Consider the following 17,421-nt stretch of genomic DNA (forward strand, 5'->3'; position numbering starts at 1 on the left):
GCCGTGGCGGCGCCGACCATGCCGCCGCCGACCACCGCCACGTCCAGCAGCGGCGCGCGGCGGCGCGGTTCGATGCGCGCGTTCATGGCGTCCGTTCCAGCACCGCCTGCGGCGGCGTGCCGCGAAAGCCCATGCCGTGGCGGAGCAGCACATCCTTCAGCGGCGCCACGCGATCGCAGGCGAGCAGCGCCAGCGATCGCAGGGGCGCCAGAGCCGGCTGCGGCAGGCAGGCGAGCCGGACCAGGCCATGGCTCATCGCCATCGTGCCCTCGCGGTCCGGCGCCCGCCGTGCGGCATAGGCAGCGAGCAGCCGCGCTTCGCCGGGGTCCTCGGCCCGGGCGACCAGTTCGGCAAGGGTCAGCGCGTCGCGCAGGCCCAGGTTGAAGCCCTGCGCGCCGATCGGGTGCACCGTCTGCGCCGCATTGCCGACCAGCACCGCGCGCGGCGCGGTCAGGCGGGCGGCGGCCACCCGCCGGATCGCATAGGGATAGCGCCGCCCTGGCCGCGCCAGCCGGCCCAGCCGCCAGCCGAAGCGGCGTTGCGCCAGCGCGAGGTACGCATCGTCGTCCATCGCCGCCACGGCAGCGGCCTGCTCCGCCGGCACGGTGAGCACCAGGCCGCAGCGGCGATCCGCCAGCGGCAGCAGGGCGATCGGGCCTTCGTCGCTGAAACGCTCGTAGGCGCGATGGCCATGCCCGCGCTCGGGCGTGACGGTGCAGACGAACAGTGTCTGTTCGTAGTCGTGCATGTCGGCCGCGATGCCCAGCCGCTCGCGCACGAACGAATCGGTGCCGTCGGCGCCGACCAGCAGCGGGGTATCGATGCTGCGCAGACCCTCGGCGGTGCGCACCTGCGCGCGCCAGCCGCCAACCTGCGGTTCGACCGCCTCCAGCGTCGCCGGGGCCAGCCGTTGCAGACGCGTGCATTCGTCCAGCCGGCGCAGCAGCGCGGCGCCGAGCTCGCGCGCCGGCAACGTCCAGCCCAGCGCGTCCACGCCGGCGTCACGCGCCTGGAGCCGCACGCTGCCGAACTCGCCGGCACGGCTGACGTGGATGTGCTCGATGGCGGTGGCGCCGGCCTGTGCATGCCTCCATACGCCGATCGCCTCGAGTCCGTTGACCGTGGCGCGCGCCAGCGCCAGGTTGCGCTCGTCGTAGCTCGGCTGCGCGGCCGCGCGCGGTGGCGCCGCCTCGACCAGCAGCGCAGCGATGCCGGCCGCATCCAGGGCGATCGCCAGGCTCGCGCCGACCAGGCCGCCGCCGACGATCAGCACGGGTCCCCGCTGCGCGGAAGATTCGGTGACGTTCATGCGCGGATGATACGGCCGAACACGCAGGCATCGTATGGGTCGCGCGGGGTTCGGCTAAACTAGCCGTCCGCCCTTTCACACGTTGCTGCATACGGAGCACCCATGGCTATGACGCGAAACCAGCGCCTCGGCATCTTCCTGGCACTCGCCCTGGTGATGGCCATTACCCGCGGCGCGATCCGCCTCCATCATTTCGAGGCGTTCCCGGATGCGTCCTGGGCGGTGTTCTTCCTCGCCGGCTTCTGGCTGCGCGGCAATGGCCGCTGGGCGTTCCCGCTGCTGATGGCCGAGGCCGTGCTGGTCGACTACCTGGTGATCACCGGCCAGGGCATCGGCTTCTGGAGCCACTACTGCGTGTCGCCGGCGTACTGGTTCCTCGTGCCCGCCTATGGCGCGCTGTGGGCCGGCGGCAGCTGGCTGGCCAGGCGCCGGGCCGGCCTGACGCTTTCCGCCCTCGGCCTGGCCGTCGCCGCGTTGCTGGCCAGCGAGGCGGTCTGCTTCGTCGTTTCCAATGGCAGCTTCTACTGGCTGAGCGCCAGCGTGCCGGCGCGCAGCTTTGCCGGCTGGCTGCAGAACATGGGCGACTGGTACCTGCCGTTCCTCGGCGTGACCGCGATGTACGCCGGCCTGGGCGCATTGGTGCAGGTGCTGGTCACCCAGCTCGGCCGCGCCGTGGCGCACGCCGACCAGCCCCACTGATGGGCAATCGCCTTTCGAAGATCTACACCCGCACCGGCGACGACGGCAGCACCGGCCTCGGCGACGGCTCGCGGGTGCCGAAGGACTCGGCCCGCGTGGCCGCCTATGGCACGGTCGACGAACTCAACAGCGCGATCGGCATGGTGCTCGCCTGCGAAGGCGTCCCGGCCGAGGTGCGCGAGGCGCTGACCCAGGTGCAGCACGACCTGTTCGACCTGGGCGGGGAGCTGTGCATCCCCGGCATGGCGATGGTGCAGGACGAGGACATCGCGCGGCTGGAAAGCGTGCTCGACGCGCTCAACGAGCCGCTGCCGCCGTTGAAGGAATTCATCCTGCCCGGCGGCGGCATGGCCGCGGCGTGCGGCCACCTGGCCCGCACCGTGTGCCGCCGCGCCGAGCGCGAGGTGATCGCGCTGGCGCGTGAAGAAGCCGTGCGGCCGCAGCCGCAGCGCTACCTCAACCGGCTGTCGGACCTGCTGTTCGTGGTCGCCCGCGTGCTCGCCCGCGCCGGTGGCCACGGTGAGGTGCTGTGGCAACACGAGCGGCGACCCCGGGGCTGAAGCCTCCATGCTGCGGCTCTACACCCATCCGGCGTGTCTTGAGCACGATCCTGGCCCCGGCCACCCCGAGTCGCCTGCGCGCCTGCGGGCGGTGCTGGCGGCGCTCGACCGCGACCGCTTCGCGGCGCTGGACCGGATCGAGGCACCGCGGGCCAGCCGCGAAGCGCTGGAGCGCGTGCACGACGCGGCCTACGTAACGCGCATCCTGGAAAGCGCCCCGGCCGAAGGCCTGCTGCGACTGGACGAAGACACGCTGATGTCGCCCGGTTCGATCGAGGCCGCGCTGCGCGCCGCCGGCGCGATGGTCGCCGCGGTCGATGCAGCGCTCAACGAGCCGGCCGGCCGCGCCTTCTGCGCCGTGCGTCCGCCGGGCCACCACGCCACCGCCAACCGTGCGATGGGCTTCTGCCTGTTCGACAACGTCGCCGTGGGCGCCGCGCATGCGCTGGCCGAACACGGCCTGGAGCGCGTGGCGATCGCCGACTTCGACGTGCACCACGGCAACGGCACGCAGGACATCTTCGCGCACGAGCCGCGCGTGCTGTTCGCCTCCAGCCACCAGTCGCCGCTCTACCCGGGCAGCGGCGCCGCCGACGAGACCGGCGTGGGCAACCTCGCCAACGCGCCGCTGCCGCCGGGCACGGGCTCGCAGGCCTTCCGCCGCGCATGGGAGGACGTGCTGCTGCCACGCCTGCACGCATTCCGGCCGCAGCTGCTGCTGGTTTCCGCCGGCTTCGATGCGCACCGCGCCGACCCCCTGGCGCAGCTGCAACTGGAGACCGACGACTACGCCTGGCTCACTACCCGCCTGCTGGATGTCGCCTGTACACACGCAGCCGGCCGCCTCGTCTCCACCCTCGAAGGCGGCTATGACCTGCCGGCCCTCGCGGCCAGCGCCGCCGCGCACGTCGCCGCGCTGATGGGCTGAACAGCGCACGCCGGCAAGAAGGCGCACGAAGCGCTTCCTGCCGGGCAGGCGGCCTTTCTGCTAGCTTTACGCGTCCCACCGACCGCCGACCGCCACCGTGACGCCGAGCCACACCCTGCGCGCCTTGCCACCACGCCGCCTGCTCGCGGTTGCCGCAGCCCTAGCCCTGTTCGGCGGGCCGGGCGGAGTCCAGGCGGCACCGGCCAAAGCAACTGTGGCCGCGGCGGCCGATGAGGGCGTGCCGAGCTGCCCTCTGGGCGCCTTCCATTGCCCGCCGCGGCCGGAAAACTTCGCCATGTGCCGGCCCAACGCGCTGCTGGAGTTCTACGACCCCACGCTGCCGCGCGACCCGACGCAGCGCGAGACCTCCGACACCGACGTGCATGCCGTCCACGTGGACAGTTCCGACCAGGCGGTCTACCGCCTGTCGGGCAACGTGCGCATCGAGCGCGCCGACCAGCTGCTGCGCGCCGACCGCATCGATTACAACGACACCACCACCGACTACGACGCCCAGGGCAACGTGAGCTACCAGGAGGCCGGCGAGCTGCTCAGCGCCGACCGCCTGCGCGGCAACAATCAGGCCAGCCACGGCGTGGCCGACAACGTGCGCTACCAGATGCTGCAGTCGCGCGGCAACGGTACCGCCGCACGCGGCGAGCTGCTCGACGCCCAGCGCAGCCGTTACAGCCAGGTCACCTACTCCACCTGCGACGTCGGCCACCACCTGTGGGAGGTGCGCGCCAAGGACCTCAAGCTCGACAAGGCGACCGGCCGGGGCACCGCACGCAGCGCAACGATGCGCTTCGCCAACGTGCCGTTCCTGTACTTTCCCTGGTTCTCCTTCCCGATCGACAACCGCCGCCAGAGCGGCTTCCTCTACCCGACGTTCGGCAGCTCGAACCGCTCGGGCACGATGTTCTCGATCCCCTACTACCTCAACCTGGCGCCCAACTACGACGCCACGCTGGAGCCGCGCATCTACACCCGGCGCGGCGCGCTGCTGGCGGGCGAGTTCCGCTACCTGTTCCCGGGCACGGCCGGCCAGCTGAATGCCGAATACCTGCCCAACGACCACGGCCAGGACACCGAAGGCAGCACGCCCACCCAGGGCCGCGACCGCTGGCTGGTGAAGTACAACGACTACACGCACCTGGTCGGCCCCTGGTCGTTCAGCACGAGCATCAACCGCACCTCCGACCGCAACTACCTGCGCGACTTCGGCAACGACCTGTACACCTCGGCCATCGGCACGCTGGCCTCCAGCGCCTACGTGAGTGGCGGCGGCAACTGGTGGAGCGCCTCCTTCGGCGCCGACAGCTACCAGAACGTCGACCCGTACCTGCCCGACTCCGTCGTGCAGTACAAGCGCTGGCCACGCGCCACGCTGGGGCTGGACCTGCCGCTCAACCGCTGGCTGGAATTCGGCGCTTCGACCGAAGCGGTGGCCTTCCGCAAGGACGAGGTGGTCGAGGGCAAGCGGCTGGACGTGTACCCGTACCTGGCCGCCGATTTCCAGGGCGCCGCCTGGTTCGTGCGGCCCAAGCTCGCCTACCGCTACACCGCCTACCAGCTGGACGGCGGCTATCAGCGCTACGGCTATGCCGGCCCGCTCGGCGGCACCGACGTCTCGCCGTTCGACCGGCGCTCGCCCAGCCGCGCGCTGCCGATCGCCAGCCTCGACACCGGGCTGATCTTCGACCGCCCGACCTCGCTGTTCGGCACCTCCTACACGCAGACGCTGGAGCCGCGGCTGTACTACCTCTACGTGCCCTACCGCAGGCAGGACGACCTGCCGCTGTTCGACACCACGCGGATGTCGTTCGACTACTGGCAGCTGTTCTCGCCCAACCAGTTCTCCGGCGCCGACCGCCAGATGAACGCGAACAACCTCACCGCCGCCCTCACCACCCGCCTGCTCGACGACCAGGGCGCGGAGCGGCTGTCCGCCAGCTTCGGCCAGATCCGCTATTTCTCGCCCCAGCGCGTGCAGCTGCCCAACAGCAACACCACCACCGCGGCGCCGACCGACTGGACGCGCTCGGACTACGTCGCCCAGCTGGACGTGCAGCTCAACGACCGCTGGCGCCTCAACAGCGCCTACCAGTGGAGCCCGAACACCCGCCATACCGACCTGGGCACGCTGGGCCTGCAGCGGCGCATCGGCGCCGACGGCATCTTCAACTTCTCCTACCGCTACCGGCGCGACCTGCTGGAGCAGTACGACAGCTCGATCGTCTATCCCGTTTCCGAGCGCTGGCGGCTGCTCGGCCGCTGGGTCTATTCGGTGCGCGACCGCCGTACGGTGGAGGCGCTGGCGGGCGTCGAGTACGACAGCTGCTGCGTTGCGGTGCGGGTGGTCGGCCGCCACTACGTGGTCGCCACCAGCCCGTTCACCGACCAGGGCCGCAGCAACAACGCGGTGATGTTCGAGCTGGTCTTCAAGGGCCTGGGCGCCTTCAATGGCCAGACCGAGGGCCTGTTGCGGCGTGGTATTCTTGGCTATCAATGACGGCCTGGCCGCGAACTTTCCGGCCCCGTTGCGATCCACGGTTGTCGGCCGGCCCGCAGCGGCCGGTAGCACCGTCCCCTCCCACCATCGCCGCGCAGGCGATTGAAGGTTCCCGACCGATGAAGCACCCCTCCGCGCTGCTCCTCCTCGCGCTCGTCGCGGTTACCGCCCTGCCTGCGCAGGCCCAGCTCCTGCCGCAGGCGCCGGTCGGCGCCACGGCTTCCGGCACGCAGCCGCTGGACCGCATCGTGGCGGTGGTCGACGAGAACGTGATCCTGCAGAGCGAACTGAACGACGCGGTACGCTCGGTGAAGCAGCAGTACGCCAGCAGCCCGGGCCAGCTGCCGCCGGACGACGTGCTCGAGCGCCAGGTGCTCGACCGGCTGATCCTGATGAAGCTGCAGGTGGCCAAGGCCAGCGACCAGGGCATCCGCGTCTCCAGCGCCGACGTGGACCAGGCCGTGGCCGCGGTCGCGCAGCAGAACCACATGAGCCCCGAACAGCTGCAGGGCGCCGTCGAGCAGAGCGGGCAGGGCTTCGCCGCCTTCCGCGACCAGTTGTCCGATCAGTTGCTGGTGCAGCGCCTGCACGACAGCGTGGTGCGCGACTCGGTCAACATCACCGACAGCGAGATCAGCAACCTGCTCGCCAGCCCGACCTACAAGGCCGGCGAGGTGCACCTGGCGCACATCCAGATCTCGATTCCGGCCGGCGGCACCGCGGCCGACATCCAGTCCGCTCAGGCCAAGGCGCAGCAGGCGCTCGACGCGATCAAGGGCGGCATGGACTTCAACGCCGCGGCGATCCGCTATTCCGACGCGCAGGACGCGCTGGAGGGCGGCGACCTGGGCTGGCGCAAGGTGGACGAGATCCCGCCGGCGTTCGCCGACACCGTCGCCGGCATGAAGCCCGGCCAGGTCAGCGCCGCGCTGCGCGGCCCCACCGGCTTCCACATCCTCAAGCTCGTCGACCAGCGCGCGCCCAGCCGCCAGGTGGTCACCGAATACCACGCGCGCCAGATCCTGATCCGCCCCTCCGAACTGGTCACGCCCGAGCAGGCGCAGCAGAAGGCGCAGGACCTGTACAACCGCATCGTCAACAAGCACGAGGACTTCGCCAAACTGGCGAAGGAAAACTCCAAGGACCCGACCACCGCCAATGCCGGCGGCGACATGGGCTGGTTCCAGCACGACCAGTGGGGCAGCACCATCGCCCAGCAGCTGGACCAGCTGAAGGACGGCGAGGTCTCGCAGCCGTTCCAGAGCGAGGCCGGCTGGCACATCCTCGAGCGCGAAGGTACGCGCAAGAGTGACGTGACCGACGAGAGCGAGCGCAACCAGGCGCGCCAGGCGATCGGCAACCGCAAGGCCGAACAGGCCTACGAGGATTTCCTGCGCCAGCTCCGTTCCGACGCCTACATCGATATCCTGGTGCCCGCGCTGAAGAACCCGGACGCCCAGAGCAACAGCTGAGCGATCCCGTGCACGCCGGCCTGCCGCGACTGGCCCTGACCGCCGGCGAACCGGCGGGCGTCGGCCCCGAGCTGCTGGTGCGGCTGGCCGCCACGCCGCTGGCGGCCGAGTTCGTCGCCGTCACCGACCGCCACCTGCTGCAGCGCGCTGCAGCGCGTTGCGGCGTCGCGCTCCACCTGCGCGAAAACGACGGCCCGCCGCATCCGCACCAGCCCGGCAGCCTTCGCGTGCGGCACGTCCCGCTCGCGGTGGAGGAACATCCGGGCCATCCCGACCCGCGCAATGCGCGCCACGTGCTCGCCACGCTGGCCGAGGCGGCCGACGGTTGCCAGGTCGGCCGCTACGCCGCCGTGGTCACCGCGCCGCTGCAAAAGGCTTCGATCAACGACGCCGGCATTGCTTTCACCGGCCACACCGAGTTCTTCGCCCAGCGCGCCGGCGTCGACGTGGTGATGATGCTGGCCAGCCCCGAGCTGCGCGTGGCGCTGGCCACCACACACCTGCCGCTGCGGGCCGTACCCGACGCGCTCACCGCCACCGTATTGGAACGCACGCTGGCCATCGTGCACGACGAACTGCGCCGCAAGTTCGGTCTGGCGCAGCCGCGCATCGCGGTGCTCGGCCTCAATCCGCACGCCGGCGAGGCCGGCCACCTGGGCCACGAGGAACGCGAGGTGATCGAACCCGTGCTGGCGCGGCTGCGTGACGAACGCGGCATGCACCTGCTCGGGCCGCTGCCCGCCGATACCGCCTTCGTACAGGCCATGCGCCCGCGCTACGACGCGGTGCTGGCGATGTACCACGATCAGGCGCTGCCGGTACTCAAGAGCGAAGCCTTCGACCGCACCGTCAACCTCACGCTCGGCCTGCCCTTCATCCGCACCTCGGTCGACCACGGCACCGCACTGGACCTGGCCGGCACCGGCCGCGCCGATCCTTCCAGCCTGATTGCAGCGGCGCGGCTGGCCCTCGAGCTCATCGGGCGTAGCGCGGCCCAGCCTTCCTTGCATCTCCCTGGGGAGGATAGGAAGTGAGGCACCGAGGCTTGCGAGAAACACCATGAACTCCCGCCCCAAGAAAAGCTTCGGCCAGCACTTCCTGCACGAGAAGCGCTACATCGAGCGCATCGTCAGCGCCATCGCGCCGCGGACGGACGACCGCGTGGTCGAGATCGGCCCAGGCGAGGGCGCGCTCACGCTGCCCCTGCTCGCCGCCGCCGGCAGGCTCACGGCCATCGAGCTGGACACCGACCTCATTCCCGACCTGGCGGCCCGCGCCGCCGGCGTGGGAACACTGGAAATCATCCACGCCGACGTGCTCAAGGTGGACTTCACCGCGGTGGCCCGAGGCCTGGGCGTGCCGCGCGTGCGCCTTGCCGGCAACCTGCCCTACTACATCTCCAGCCCGATCCTGTTCCATTGCGTGGACCACGCCGCGGCGATCGAGGACATGCACTTCATGCTGCAGAAGGAAGTGGTCGACCGCATGGCGGCCGACCCTGGCAGCAAGGTGTACGGGCGGCTGTCGGTGATGCTGCAACTGGCCTGCCGCGTAGAACCGCTGTTCGACGTGCCGCCTGGCGCGTTCCGTCCGCCGCCGAAGGTGGATTCGGCGGTGGTGCGCCTGGTGCCGCTGGCGCCGCACGAGCGCCACGACGCCGACCCGCTGCGCCTGCATGCCGTCGTCAAGGCGGCCTTCGCGCAACGCCGCAAGACGCTGTCCAACGCGCTCAAGGGCCTGCTCGACAGCGCGGCGATTGCCAGTGCCGGCGTCGATCCGAAGGCCCGCGCCGAAACGCTCGCGCCGCAGGATTTCGTGCGCCTGGCCAAACTCTCCGCCTGACGCGTCGTCCACACGCGCTGGCTGGCGCCAGGCCGTACAATCGGCGGATGACTCCCAATCCTTCCTACACGATCGACGTGCAGGTCGAAACCCGCTTCGTTCCCGACCAGTCCAAGCCGCACGACAACCGCTACGTGTTCGCCTATACCGTGACGCTGCACAACGCCGGCAGCGTGCCTGCGCGCCTGCTCACCCGCCACTGGGTGATCACCGACGCCAACGGCAAGGTCGAGGAGGTGCGTGGCGAGGGCGTGGTCGGCGAACAGCCCTGGATGCGCCCGGGCGACCGCTACCAGTACAGTTCCGGCGCCGTGCTGGACACCGCCGTCGGCACCATGCGCGGCAGCTACCAGATGCTAGCCGACGACGGCACCCGCTTCGACGCGCCGATCCGGCCATTCACGCTGTCCATACCGCGCACCTTGCACTGATGGCACGCACAACCGAAGGTTCGCCTCCGATGGACCGGCTTTGGATGGACGAGTTCTGATGGCGACATATGCAATCGGCGACGTGCAAGGCTGCTACCCCGAGCTCTCGCGCTTGCTCGACAAGCTGCGCTTCGACGCGGCGCGCGACCAGCTGTGGTTCTGCGGCGACCTGGTCAACCGCGGAGGGCAGTCGCTCGAGGTGCTGCGGCTTATCCATGGTCTGCGCGAAAACGTCTTGGTCACGCTGGGCAACCACGACCTGAGCCTGCTGGCGATCGCCCAGCGCAAGCCCGACGCGCAATCGCGGGTCAACCCGGAGTTGCGCGAGGTGCTGTTCGCCGACGATGCGCCGGTGTTGTTCGAATGGCTGCGCAGCCAAAAGCTGCTGCACTTCGACGAAGCGCTGGGCTGGGGCATGGTGCACGCCGGGCTGGCGCCATCATGGACGCTGCGCCAGGCGCAGCGCGCCGCGCAGGAGGTGGAGCGGGAGCTGTCCAGCCCCCGCCACCCGCGCCTGCTGCGCAACCTGTTCGGCAACCGCCCGGCCGCATGGTCCAGCCGGCTGCAGGGGATCGAGCGCTTCCGCGCCTCGATCAACACCATGACTCGGATGCGCTACTGCGACGTCAACGGCCGCATCGACTTCGAAGCCAAGGGCATACCCGGCACGCAGAAGCCGGGGCTATATCCCTGGTTCGCCGTACCCGGCATGCGCCGGCGCGATGCGCGCATGGTCTGCGGGCACTGGTCCGCGCTGGGCCGCTTTGCGGGCCTGGGCGTGTATGCGATCGACACCGGTTGCGTCTGGGGCGGCCAGCTGACCGCACTGCGGCTGGATGAAGAGGACCCGCACTACATCGCCGTCAACGCCGAGCCGCATCGCAAGCGGTCGCCCGGCAACGGGGATTGAACTCCGCTCCCGCTCCCCAGCAGGGAGGGGGAGCGGAGGCAAGCGTCAGGCCAGCTGGCCGTGGCAGTGCTTGTACTTCTTGCCCGAGCCGCAGGGACAGGGATCGTTGCGGCCGATCTTGGGACCCTCGTGCTGCACCGTGCCGGAGGCGGCCACGGGAGCGGTCTCGCTGCCCAGAGCATTGACCGGCGCGCCGCCGCCGCTGGCGAGCATCTGCTGCTGCAGGCGCGCGGCCAGGCGCTGCTGCTCGGCTTCCATCGCGGCGACCTCTTCCTCGCTGCGGATGCGGATGCGCGCAAGCATCTGCACCACTTCGTGCTTGATCCGTTCGAGCATGTCGGAGAACAGCTCGAACGACTCGCGCTTGAATACCTGCTTGGGATCCTGCTGGGCATAGCCGCGCAGGTAGATGCCCTGACGCAGGTAATCCATGCTGGCGAGGTGCTCCTTCCAGGCGTTGTCGACCACGCTCAGCATGACGTGCTTTTCCAGCTGGCGCATGGTCTCAGCGCCGATCTGCATCTCCTTGTCGGCGAACGCGCGGTCCATCGCCTCGCGCACGTGCTCGCGGATCGCGGCGGCATCCAGCTCCGGCTGCTGCTCGACCCACGCCTTCAGGCCGGTGGCAATGCCGAACTCGCTTTCCAGTGCGCGCTCCAGGCCGGCGATGTCCCATTGCTCGTCGATGCTGTCCGGCGGGACGTGGCGGTGCACGATGGACTCGACCACGTCCTCGCGGATGTCCGCGATGGTGGCGGAAACCTCCTCGCCTTCGAGCAGTTCGTCGCGCTGGCGGTAGATCACCTTGCGCTGGTCGTTGGCGACGTCGTCGAACTCCAGCAGGTGCTTGCGGATGTCGAAGTTGTGCTGCTCGACCTTGCGCTGCGCCTTCTCGATCTGGCGGCTGATCATGCGCTCCTCGAGCGGATCGTCCTCCTTCATGCCGAAGCGCTTCATCCAGCGCACCAGGCCCTCGCCGCCGAAGATGCGCAGCAGGTTGTCCTCCAGCGCCAGGTAGAAGCGCGAGGAGCCGGGGTCGCCCTGGCGGCCGGAGCGGCCGCGCAGCTGGTTGTCGATGCGGCGGGATTCGTGCCGCTCGGTGCCGACGATATGCAGGCCGCCGGCGGCGATGACCTGCTCGTGGCGCTTCTTCCATTCGCTCTTGACGCGCTGGCGGTCGACCTCGGAGGCGTCTTCCGGCAGCGCGGCGAGCGCAGCCTCCAGGCTGCCGCCGAGCACGATGTCGGTGCCGCGGCCGGCCATGTTGGTGGCGATCGTGACCGAACCTGGCGCGCCGGCCTGCGCCACGATCTGCGCCTCGCGCTCGTGCTGCTTGGCGTTGAGCACCTCGTGCGGCACCTTGGCCTTGCTCAGCAGGCCCGACAGCAGTTCGGACACCTCGATCGAGGTGGTGCCGACCAGCGCCGGCTGGCCGCGCTTGTGGCAGTCCTTGATGTCCTCGATCACCGCCCGATACTTGGCCGCCTGGCTCAGGAACACGATGTCCAGGTTGTCCTTGCGGATCATCGGCTTGTGGGTGGGGATCACCACCACCTCCAGGCCGTAGATGGTCTGGAACTCGTACGCCTCGGTGTCGGCCGTGCCGGTCATGCCGGCCAGCTTCTTGTACATGCGGAACAGGTTCTGGAACGTCACCGTCGCCAGCGTCTGGTTCTCGCGCTGGATAGGCACGCCCTCCTTCGCCTCCACCGCCTGGTGCAGGCCGTCGGACCAGCGACGGCCTGCCAGAGTACGGCCGGTGAACTCGTCGACGATGATCACCTCGCCGTCGCGCACGATGTAATCGACGTCGCGCTGGTAGATGCCGTTGGCGCGCAGCGCGGCGTTGAGGTGGTGCACCACCGCCAGGTTCTTCGGGTCGTAAAGGCCGCTCTCCGGCTCGATCACGCCGGCCTTGCGCAGCAGTTCCTCGGCATGCGCCATGCCCTCCTCGGACAGGTGCACCTGCTTCTGCTTCTCGTCGACCCAGTAATCGCCCGTGCTCTCCTCGGTCTCCTGCCGAGTCATGCGCGGCACGATGCCGTTCACCGCCACGTAGAGCTGCGGCGAATCCTCGGCCGGGCCGGAGATGATCAGCGGCGTGCGCGCCTCGTCGATCAGGATCGAATCGACCTCGTCGACGATGGCGTAGTTGAGGCCGCGCTGGTAGCGCTGCTCCTTGCTTAGCGCCATGTTGTCGCGCAGGTAGTCGAAGCCGAACTCGTTGTTGGTGCCGTAGGTGATGTCGGCGGCGTAGGCGGCGTGCTTGTCGCCGTGGTCCATGCCCGGGTAGACCACGCCCGTGGACAGACCCAGGAAGGCGTACAGCTTGCCCATCTGCGCCGAGTCGCGGCGAGCCAGGTAGTCGTTCACGGTGACCACGTGCACGCCCTTGCCTTCCAGCGCGTTGAGGTAGACCGGCAGCGTCGCCACCAGGGTCTTGCCTTCGCCGGTGCGCATCTCGGCGATCTTGCCCATGTGCAGCACCATGCCGCCGATCAGCTGCACGTCGTAGTGGCGCATGCCCAGCACGCGCTTGGCGCCCTCGCGCACCACGGCGAACGCCTCGGGCAGCAGCTTGTCCAGCGCCTCGCCGCCGGCCAGGCGCTGCCTGAACTCGTCGGTCTTGCCGCGCAGCGCCGCGTCGTCCAGCTTCTCGAACTCCGGTTCCAGCGCATTGATGCGCGCCACGGTCTTGGAAAGCTGGCGCAGCACGCGCTCGTTGCGGCTGCCGAACAGGCTGGTCAGGGCACGATTGAACATCGATCTTCCGTCGTTGAAGGCTCAAGGCCCGCGGCGGCCGCGGGCGAAAGGAGGCATGTTACTACAGGCGCCTCAGCCGACCGGGATGGCGGCGGAAGTGGGGAGATTCAAGAGCGGTGCGGGGAGGCGGCATCCCGCTTTCCCTCCCACGCGTTCGCTCGTCGGGGAGGGGCGAAGAGCGGCGGCGGCCGGCTTACCGGTGACTTTTCACGTAGGCCAGCGGATTGACCACGCGGCCCTTGTACCAGACCTCGAAATGCACGTGCGGCCCGGTGGAGCGGCCCGTGGATCCGGCAAGCGAGAGCACTTCGCCCACGTGCACACGCTGCCCCGGGCGCACCAGCAGCTTGCTGTTGTGCGCGTAGCGGGTCATGTAGCCGTTGCCGTGGTCGATCTCGACCACCTTGCCGTAGCCGCTGCGCTCGCCGGCATAGGTAACCATGCCCTCGGCGACCGCATGGACGGACGAGCCGAACGGCACCGCGATGTCCAGGCCGGTGTGGCGCGCGCCATGACCATCGAACGGGTCCGGACGCACACCGAAATAGGAGGAGATGTAGCCCGATGCCGGCATGCCGGTGGGCTTGAGGTTGGAGTCGATCTTGGCGTCCAGCAGCAGGCTTTGCAGCGCGGACAGCTGCGCCTGCTGGGTGTCGAACTGGCTGGCCAGCTGGTCAATGCTCGCGTCCAGCGTCGGCGGCAGGGCATAGGCGCTGCCGGTGGCGTCCTCGACGCCGCCCATCGCGGGCGGCTGGTCGAAATTGAATTCCTGGGGATCGAGCTTGCCCACTTCGGTCAGTCGTTCGCCGAGGGCATTGAGCCGCGTGGACTGCGCCTCGAGCTGGCCAAGCTTGACCGCCAGCGCATCCAGCTCGCGCTGGGAGTCCTTGCGCACACCGGCCAGTTGGGCGTCCTGCTGGTGGACCTGCTGCTGCAGCTGGCGGATCTGTGCCAGCGCCCGGTCGCGCGGGCTGGAAAGAGTCAGCGCCACCGCCGCGCCAAGCACTCCACATCCGATCACCGCCGCAGCCGCCATGCCTGCCAGCCGCCAGCGCAATCGGCGCTGGCCGAGGTCGAAGGTCTTGGGCACTTTCTTGGAGCGGGATACGAGTATGATCTGCATTGTTTTTTTCGCGTCAGATGCCGGCCATGCAGCGCGCCGATCCCCCTGCTTCCCGCCGCCCCGACCATGGTCCCAAACCATTGGCCGAATGCGGTTCGTTCGCCTCGCTGGCTCGCAAGGCCGCTGAACTGGAAGCGTTGGACCGTGCCCTACGCCAGACGCTGCCGACACCCTTGCGCGAGCAGGTGCGGTTCGCCCACCTGCGCAACGGCCGCCTCGCCTTTCTGGCGTCCTCGCCGGCCTGGGCGGCGCGCCTGCGCCTGATGCAGACGCAGATACTCGCCACCGCACGTGCCATCGGCACGAGCGCCAGTTCGGTCACCGTGAAAGTGGCTCCCCCCCTACCGGCCGCAACGGAACCGGATCGGTCAAAACCGCTTTCGCCTGCCGCGGCCGTACATCTCAAGGCTGCGGCAGCATCCATCACAGACCCGGAATTGAAGGGACTGTTCCTCGATCTGGCGTCCATCGCCGAAACTGCTGGATTCCCGGTCGCCAAGGACTAGCAGGCGCGGGCCCGTGCCTTCGCGAGAGTGCCCGGCGGGCACCGCTTCCCCCTCACCGCCTCATGGCGGCGGGAGGTTTTATAGCACGGAGAAGGCGCAGGTACACCCCGCGGCGTCGCCATAGCGTGAAGCCAGGCGTGTTCGGCAGGCGGTTCCGGTCACAGAAAAGAAGAAGGCCGCCTTGTCCGGGCGGCCTTCCTTCGGCGCTGCGGCCGGTTCAGATGGCCTGGGCCGGATGGGCGTAGGAGATCGGCGAAACGGCCGGGTCGTCCTGGTAGACCACCTCTTCCCACGCGGTGGGATCGGCGATCAGGGTGCGCAGCAGCTTGTTGTTGAGCTCATGGCCGGATTTGTGCGCGTGATAGGCGCCGATCAGGCTGTGGCCGAGCAGGTAGAGGTCGCCGATGGCGTCCAGGATCTTGTGCTTGACGAACTCGTCCTCGTAGCGCAGGCCATCCTCGTTGAGGACGCGGTAGTCGTCCAGGACCACGGCGTTGTCCATCGAACCGCCCAGCGCCAGGTTGTGCTCGCGCAGCATCTCGATGTCGCGCATGAAGCCGAAGGTGCGCGCGCGGCTGACTTCCTTGACGAAGGAAGTCGTGGAGAAGTCGATCTCGGCGCGCGAGGTGCGCTTGGAGATGATCGGGTGGTTGAACTCGATCGAGAAGCCGACCTTGAAGCCTTCGAACGGCTCGAAGCTGGCCCATTTGTCGCCTTCCTGCACCTTCACCGGCTTCTTGATGCGGATGAAGCGCTTGGCGGCGTTCTGCTCCTCGATGCCGGCCGACTGCAACAGGAATACGAAGGGGCCCGCACTGCCGTCCATGATCGGCACTTCCGGCGCGGAGAGCTCGACGTAGGCATTGTCGATGCCGAGGCCGGCCATGGCCGAGAGCAGGTGCTCGACCGTGGAGACGCGCACATCGCCCTTGACCAGGGTGGTGGACAGGCGCGTATCGCCGACGCAATCGGGTCGCGCATGGATGTCGACCGGCGGATTCAAGTCCGTGCGGCGGAACACGATGCCCGTGTTCGGCGCGGCGGGGCGCAAGGTCATGTAGACCTTGTCGCCGGTGTGCAGGCCGACGCCGGTCGCCCGGATGATGTTCTTGAGCGTACGCTGCTTGATCATTTTTATTGGTACCAGTGTGGGCAGCAGCCAATCAGGGGACGGATGCTAACACAGTCTTAACTAGCCGCAATAGCAAACCGTACCGTACAGTCTGGTCGCCTCTTTAGATTTCCTTCATCTGTGACCGTGGTCACGAGGCAGCGCAAAACCCGGTTTCTCAAGCAGTTACCACGACACGCCCCCTGCACCGGGAGGACGGACATCCGGCGCAAGGAGGCGGACAGGCCAGCGACTCCCTGCCGGCCGGTGCGCGCGCCGATCCCGGCGCGCTGTCTTCACATCGACATCATCCGGCTCGTCGAGAGCGAACACCTAGACGGCGCCCTGCCGGAGCGCGCGTCATGCTCTGACCAACCGATCTGGTGTTTTGTTCAATCTTCGCAAGTGCCTCCTTAGAGGATCCGTTCAATCGGCCTGGCGACGCAGGAAGGCCGGAATGTCCAGGTAGTCGAAGCTCGGATCGGCTCCCTTGGCCGGCGGCTCGGCACGGGTATGGCTGCCGACCACGTCCGGCGCGGCGTAGTCCACCACTTCGTTACCGGTGCCGGTGCGCAGCACCACCGGACGGGGCCGCTGGCGCATTTCCACCTGCTGGGTGGCGACCGGACGTACCGGCTGGCGCGCAGCCGCGGCCCGGTTGAGCCCGGTGGCGACTACGGTGACGCGCACGTCGTCCTGCATTTCCGGGTCGAGCGAGGTGCCGATCACCACGGTGGCGTCTTCGCTGGCGAAGTCGTGGATGACGCGGCCGATCTCGTCGAACTCGCGCATGGTCAGGTTCGGACCGGCGGTGACGTTGACCAGGATGCCGCAGGCGCCGTTGAGATTGACATCCTCCAGCAGCGGGTTGTTGATCGCTGCCTCGGCGGCCGCCTGGGCGCGGTCGTCGCCGCGGGCGGTGCCCGAACCCATCATCGCCATGCCCATCTCGGACATGACCGTGCGTACGTCGGCGAAGTCGACGTTGATCAGCCCCGGCGCGGTGATCAGGTCGGCGATGCCCTGCACGGCGCCCTGCAACACGTCGTTGGCGGCCTTGAAGGCATTGAGCAGCGTGACCTCGCGGCCGAGCACGGAGAGCAGCTTCTCGTTCGGCACGGTGATCAGCGAATCGACGTGCTGGGACAGGTCCTCGATGCCCTTCATCGCCACCTGCATGCGGCGCCGGCCCTCGAACGGGAACGGCTTGGTGACCACCGCCACGGTGAGGATGCCCTTTTCCTTGGCCAGCTGC

General features: G+C 69.0%; 15 protein-coding genes. 10 read left to right on the forward strand and 5 right to left on the reverse strand.

The genetic code is table 11. The features are described from left to right. Positions 1-82 precede the first annotated feature (82 nt). Positions 83-1,309: a 2-octaprenyl-6-methoxyphenyl hydroxylase gene (ubiH, locus tag HOQ08_RS06760; protein ID WP_291192611.1), complete on the reverse strand. Its 1,227-nt coding sequence runs from the start codon at positions 1,307-1,309 to the stop codon at positions 83-85. 102 nt (positions 1,310-1,411) lie between these two features. On the opposite strand from ubiH, the gene HOQ08_RS06765 reads away from it, so the two are divergent. The 9 genes from HOQ08_RS06765 (at position 1,412) to HOQ08_RS06805 (ending at position 10,663) form a co-directional block, all read left to right on the forward strand. Next, positions 1,412-2,008 carry a hypothetical protein gene (locus HOQ08_RS06765; RefSeq protein ID WP_291192612.1) on the forward strand — a complete coding sequence of 199 codons (597 nt, stop codon included), beginning with the start codon at positions 1,412-1,414 and terminating at the stop codon, positions 2,006-2,008. Continuing rightward, positions 2,008-2,568, forward strand: a complete 561-nt coding sequence (locus HOQ08_RS06770; RefSeq protein WP_291192613.1) for a cob(I)yrinic acid a,c-diamide adenosyltransferase — start codon at positions 2,008-2,010, stop codon at positions 2,566-2,568. Before HOQ08_RS06765 ends, HOQ08_RS06770 begins: the two co-directional genes overlap by 1 nt. 10 nt (positions 2,569-2,578) lie before the next feature. Then, the gene (locus tag HOQ08_RS06775; protein ID WP_291192635.1) at positions 2,579-3,496 is read left to right on the forward strand and encodes a histone deacetylase family protein; all 918 of its coding nucleotides are present in this window, start codon (positions 2,579-2,581) and stop codon (positions 3,494-3,496) included. 238 nt (positions 3,497-3,734) lie between these two features. Continuing rightward, positions 3,735-6,008: an LPS assembly protein LptD gene (lptD, locus tag HOQ08_RS06780; RefSeq protein ID WP_291192614.1), complete on the forward strand. Its 2,274-nt coding sequence runs from the start codon at positions 3,735-3,737 to the stop codon at positions 6,006-6,008. A 119-nt stretch (positions 6,009-6,127) separates the two neighbouring features. Beyond that, the gene (locus HOQ08_RS06785) at positions 6,128-7,480 is read left to right on the forward strand and encodes a peptidylprolyl isomerase (protein WP_291192616.1); all 1,353 of its coding nucleotides are present in this window, start codon (positions 6,128-6,130) and stop codon (positions 7,478-7,480) included. 8 nt (positions 7,481-7,488) lie between these two features. Further along, entirely contained in the window at positions 7,489-8,514 is a 1,026-nt protein-coding gene (gene pdxA, locus HOQ08_RS06790) for a 4-hydroxythreonine-4-phosphate dehydrogenase PdxA (RefSeq protein WP_291192618.1), read from the forward strand. Between the two features lie 25 nt (positions 8,515-8,539). Then, positions 8,540-9,322 (forward strand): 16S rRNA (adenine(1518)-N(6)/adenine(1519)-N(6))-dimethyltransferase RsmA, encoded by a 783-nt coding sequence (gene rsmA / locus HOQ08_RS06795; RefSeq protein WP_291192620.1) that lies wholly within the window; start codon positions 8,540-8,542, stop codon positions 9,320-9,322. A 47-nt stretch (positions 9,323-9,369) separates the two neighbouring features. Next, entirely contained in the window at positions 9,370-9,753 is a 384-nt protein-coding gene (apaG, locus tag HOQ08_RS06800) for a Co2+/Mg2+ efflux protein ApaG (protein WP_291192622.1), read from the forward strand. A 58-nt stretch (positions 9,754-9,811) separates the two neighbouring features. Beyond that, entirely contained in the window at positions 9,812-10,663 is an 852-nt protein-coding gene (locus HOQ08_RS06805) for a symmetrical bis(5'-nucleosyl)-tetraphosphatase (RefSeq protein ID WP_291192624.1), read from the forward strand. Positions 10,664-10,708: 45 nt separating this feature from the next. Here HOQ08_RS06805 and secA read toward each other — a convergent pair whose 3' ends face one another. Continuing rightward, a complete protein-coding gene (gene secA / locus HOQ08_RS06810) occupies positions 10,709-13,426 on the reverse strand; it encodes a preprotein translocase subunit SecA (protein WP_291192626.1) in 2,718 nt (905 codons plus the stop codon). Between the two features lie 193 nt (positions 13,427-13,619). Then, positions 13,620-14,549 carry a M23 family metallopeptidase gene (locus HOQ08_RS06815; protein WP_291192628.1) on the reverse strand — a complete coding sequence of 310 codons (930 nt, stop codon included), beginning with the start codon at positions 14,547-14,549 and terminating at the stop codon, positions 13,620-13,622. 26 nt (positions 14,550-14,575) lie between these two features. Between HOQ08_RS06815 and HOQ08_RS06820 the strand changes: the two genes are divergently transcribed. Beyond that, positions 14,576-15,055 (forward strand): DUF721 domain-containing protein, encoded by a 480-nt coding sequence (locus tag HOQ08_RS06820; protein ID WP_291192630.1) that lies wholly within the window; start codon positions 14,576-14,578, stop codon positions 15,053-15,055. Positions 15,056-15,272: 217 nt separating this feature from the next. Here HOQ08_RS06820 and lpxC read toward each other — a convergent pair whose 3' ends face one another. Continuing rightward, positions 15,273-16,187 carry a UDP-3-O-acyl-N-acetylglucosamine deacetylase gene (gene lpxC, locus HOQ08_RS06825; RefSeq protein WP_291192632.1) on the reverse strand — a complete coding sequence of 305 codons (915 nt, stop codon included), beginning with the start codon at positions 16,185-16,187 and terminating at the stop codon, positions 15,273-15,275. Positions 16,188-16,592: 405 nt separating this feature from the next. Continuing rightward, positions 16,593-17,421, reverse strand: an 829-nt coding sequence (locus HOQ08_RS06830; RefSeq protein WP_291192633.1) for a cell division protein FtsZ, incomplete at its 5' end; no start/stop codon positions are given.

This window comes from Frateuria sp. (assembly GCF_013362045.1).
GTDB lineage: Bacteria > Pseudomonadota > Gammaproteobacteria > Xanthomonadales > Rhodanobacteraceae > Frateuria_A.

What these genes read in the sequence shown, in the direction of transcription:
- apaG (WP_291192622.1), top strand. Translation starts at nt 9,370, where the DNA reads ATGACTCCCAATCCTTCCTACACGATCGACGTGCAGGTCGAAACCCGC.
- HOQ08_RS06805 (WP_291192624.1), top strand. Translation starts at nt 9,812, where the DNA reads ATGGCGACATATGCAATCGGCGACGTGCAAGGCTGCTACCCCGAGCTC.
- secA (WP_291192626.1), bottom strand. Translation starts at nt 13,426, where the DNA reads ATGTTCAATCGTGCCCTGACCAGCCTGTTCGGCAGCCGCAACGAGCGC.
- HOQ08_RS06765 (WP_291192612.1), top strand. Translation starts at nt 1,412, where the DNA reads ATGGCTATGACGCGAAACCAGCGCCTCGGCATCTTCCTGGCACTCGCC.
- HOQ08_RS06770 (WP_291192613.1), top strand. Translation starts at nt 2,008, where the DNA reads ATGGGCAATCGCCTTTCGAAGATCTACACCCGCACCGGCGACGACGGC.
- lpxC (WP_291192632.1), bottom strand. Translation starts at nt 16,187, where the DNA reads ATGATCAAGCAGCGTACGCTCAAGAACATCATCCGGGCGACCGGCGTC.
- HOQ08_RS06820 (WP_291192630.1), top strand. Translation starts at nt 14,576, where the DNA reads ATGCAGCGCGCCGATCCCCCTGCTTCCCGCCGCCCCGACCATGGTCCC.
- HOQ08_RS06785 (WP_291192616.1), top strand. Translation starts at nt 6,128, where the DNA reads ATGAAGCACCCCTCCGCGCTGCTCCTCCTCGCGCTCGTCGCGGTTACC.
- ubiH (WP_291192611.1), bottom strand. Translation starts at nt 1,309, where the DNA reads ATGAACGTCACCGAATCTTCCGCGCAGCGGGGACCCGTGCTGATCGTC.
- rsmA (WP_291192620.1), top strand. Translation starts at nt 8,540, where the DNA reads ATGAACTCCCGCCCCAAGAAAAGCTTCGGCCAGCACTTCCTGCACGAG.
- HOQ08_RS06815 (WP_291192628.1), bottom strand. Translation starts at nt 14,549, where the DNA reads ATGCAGATCATACTCGTATCCCGCTCCAAGAAAGTGCCCAAGACCTTC.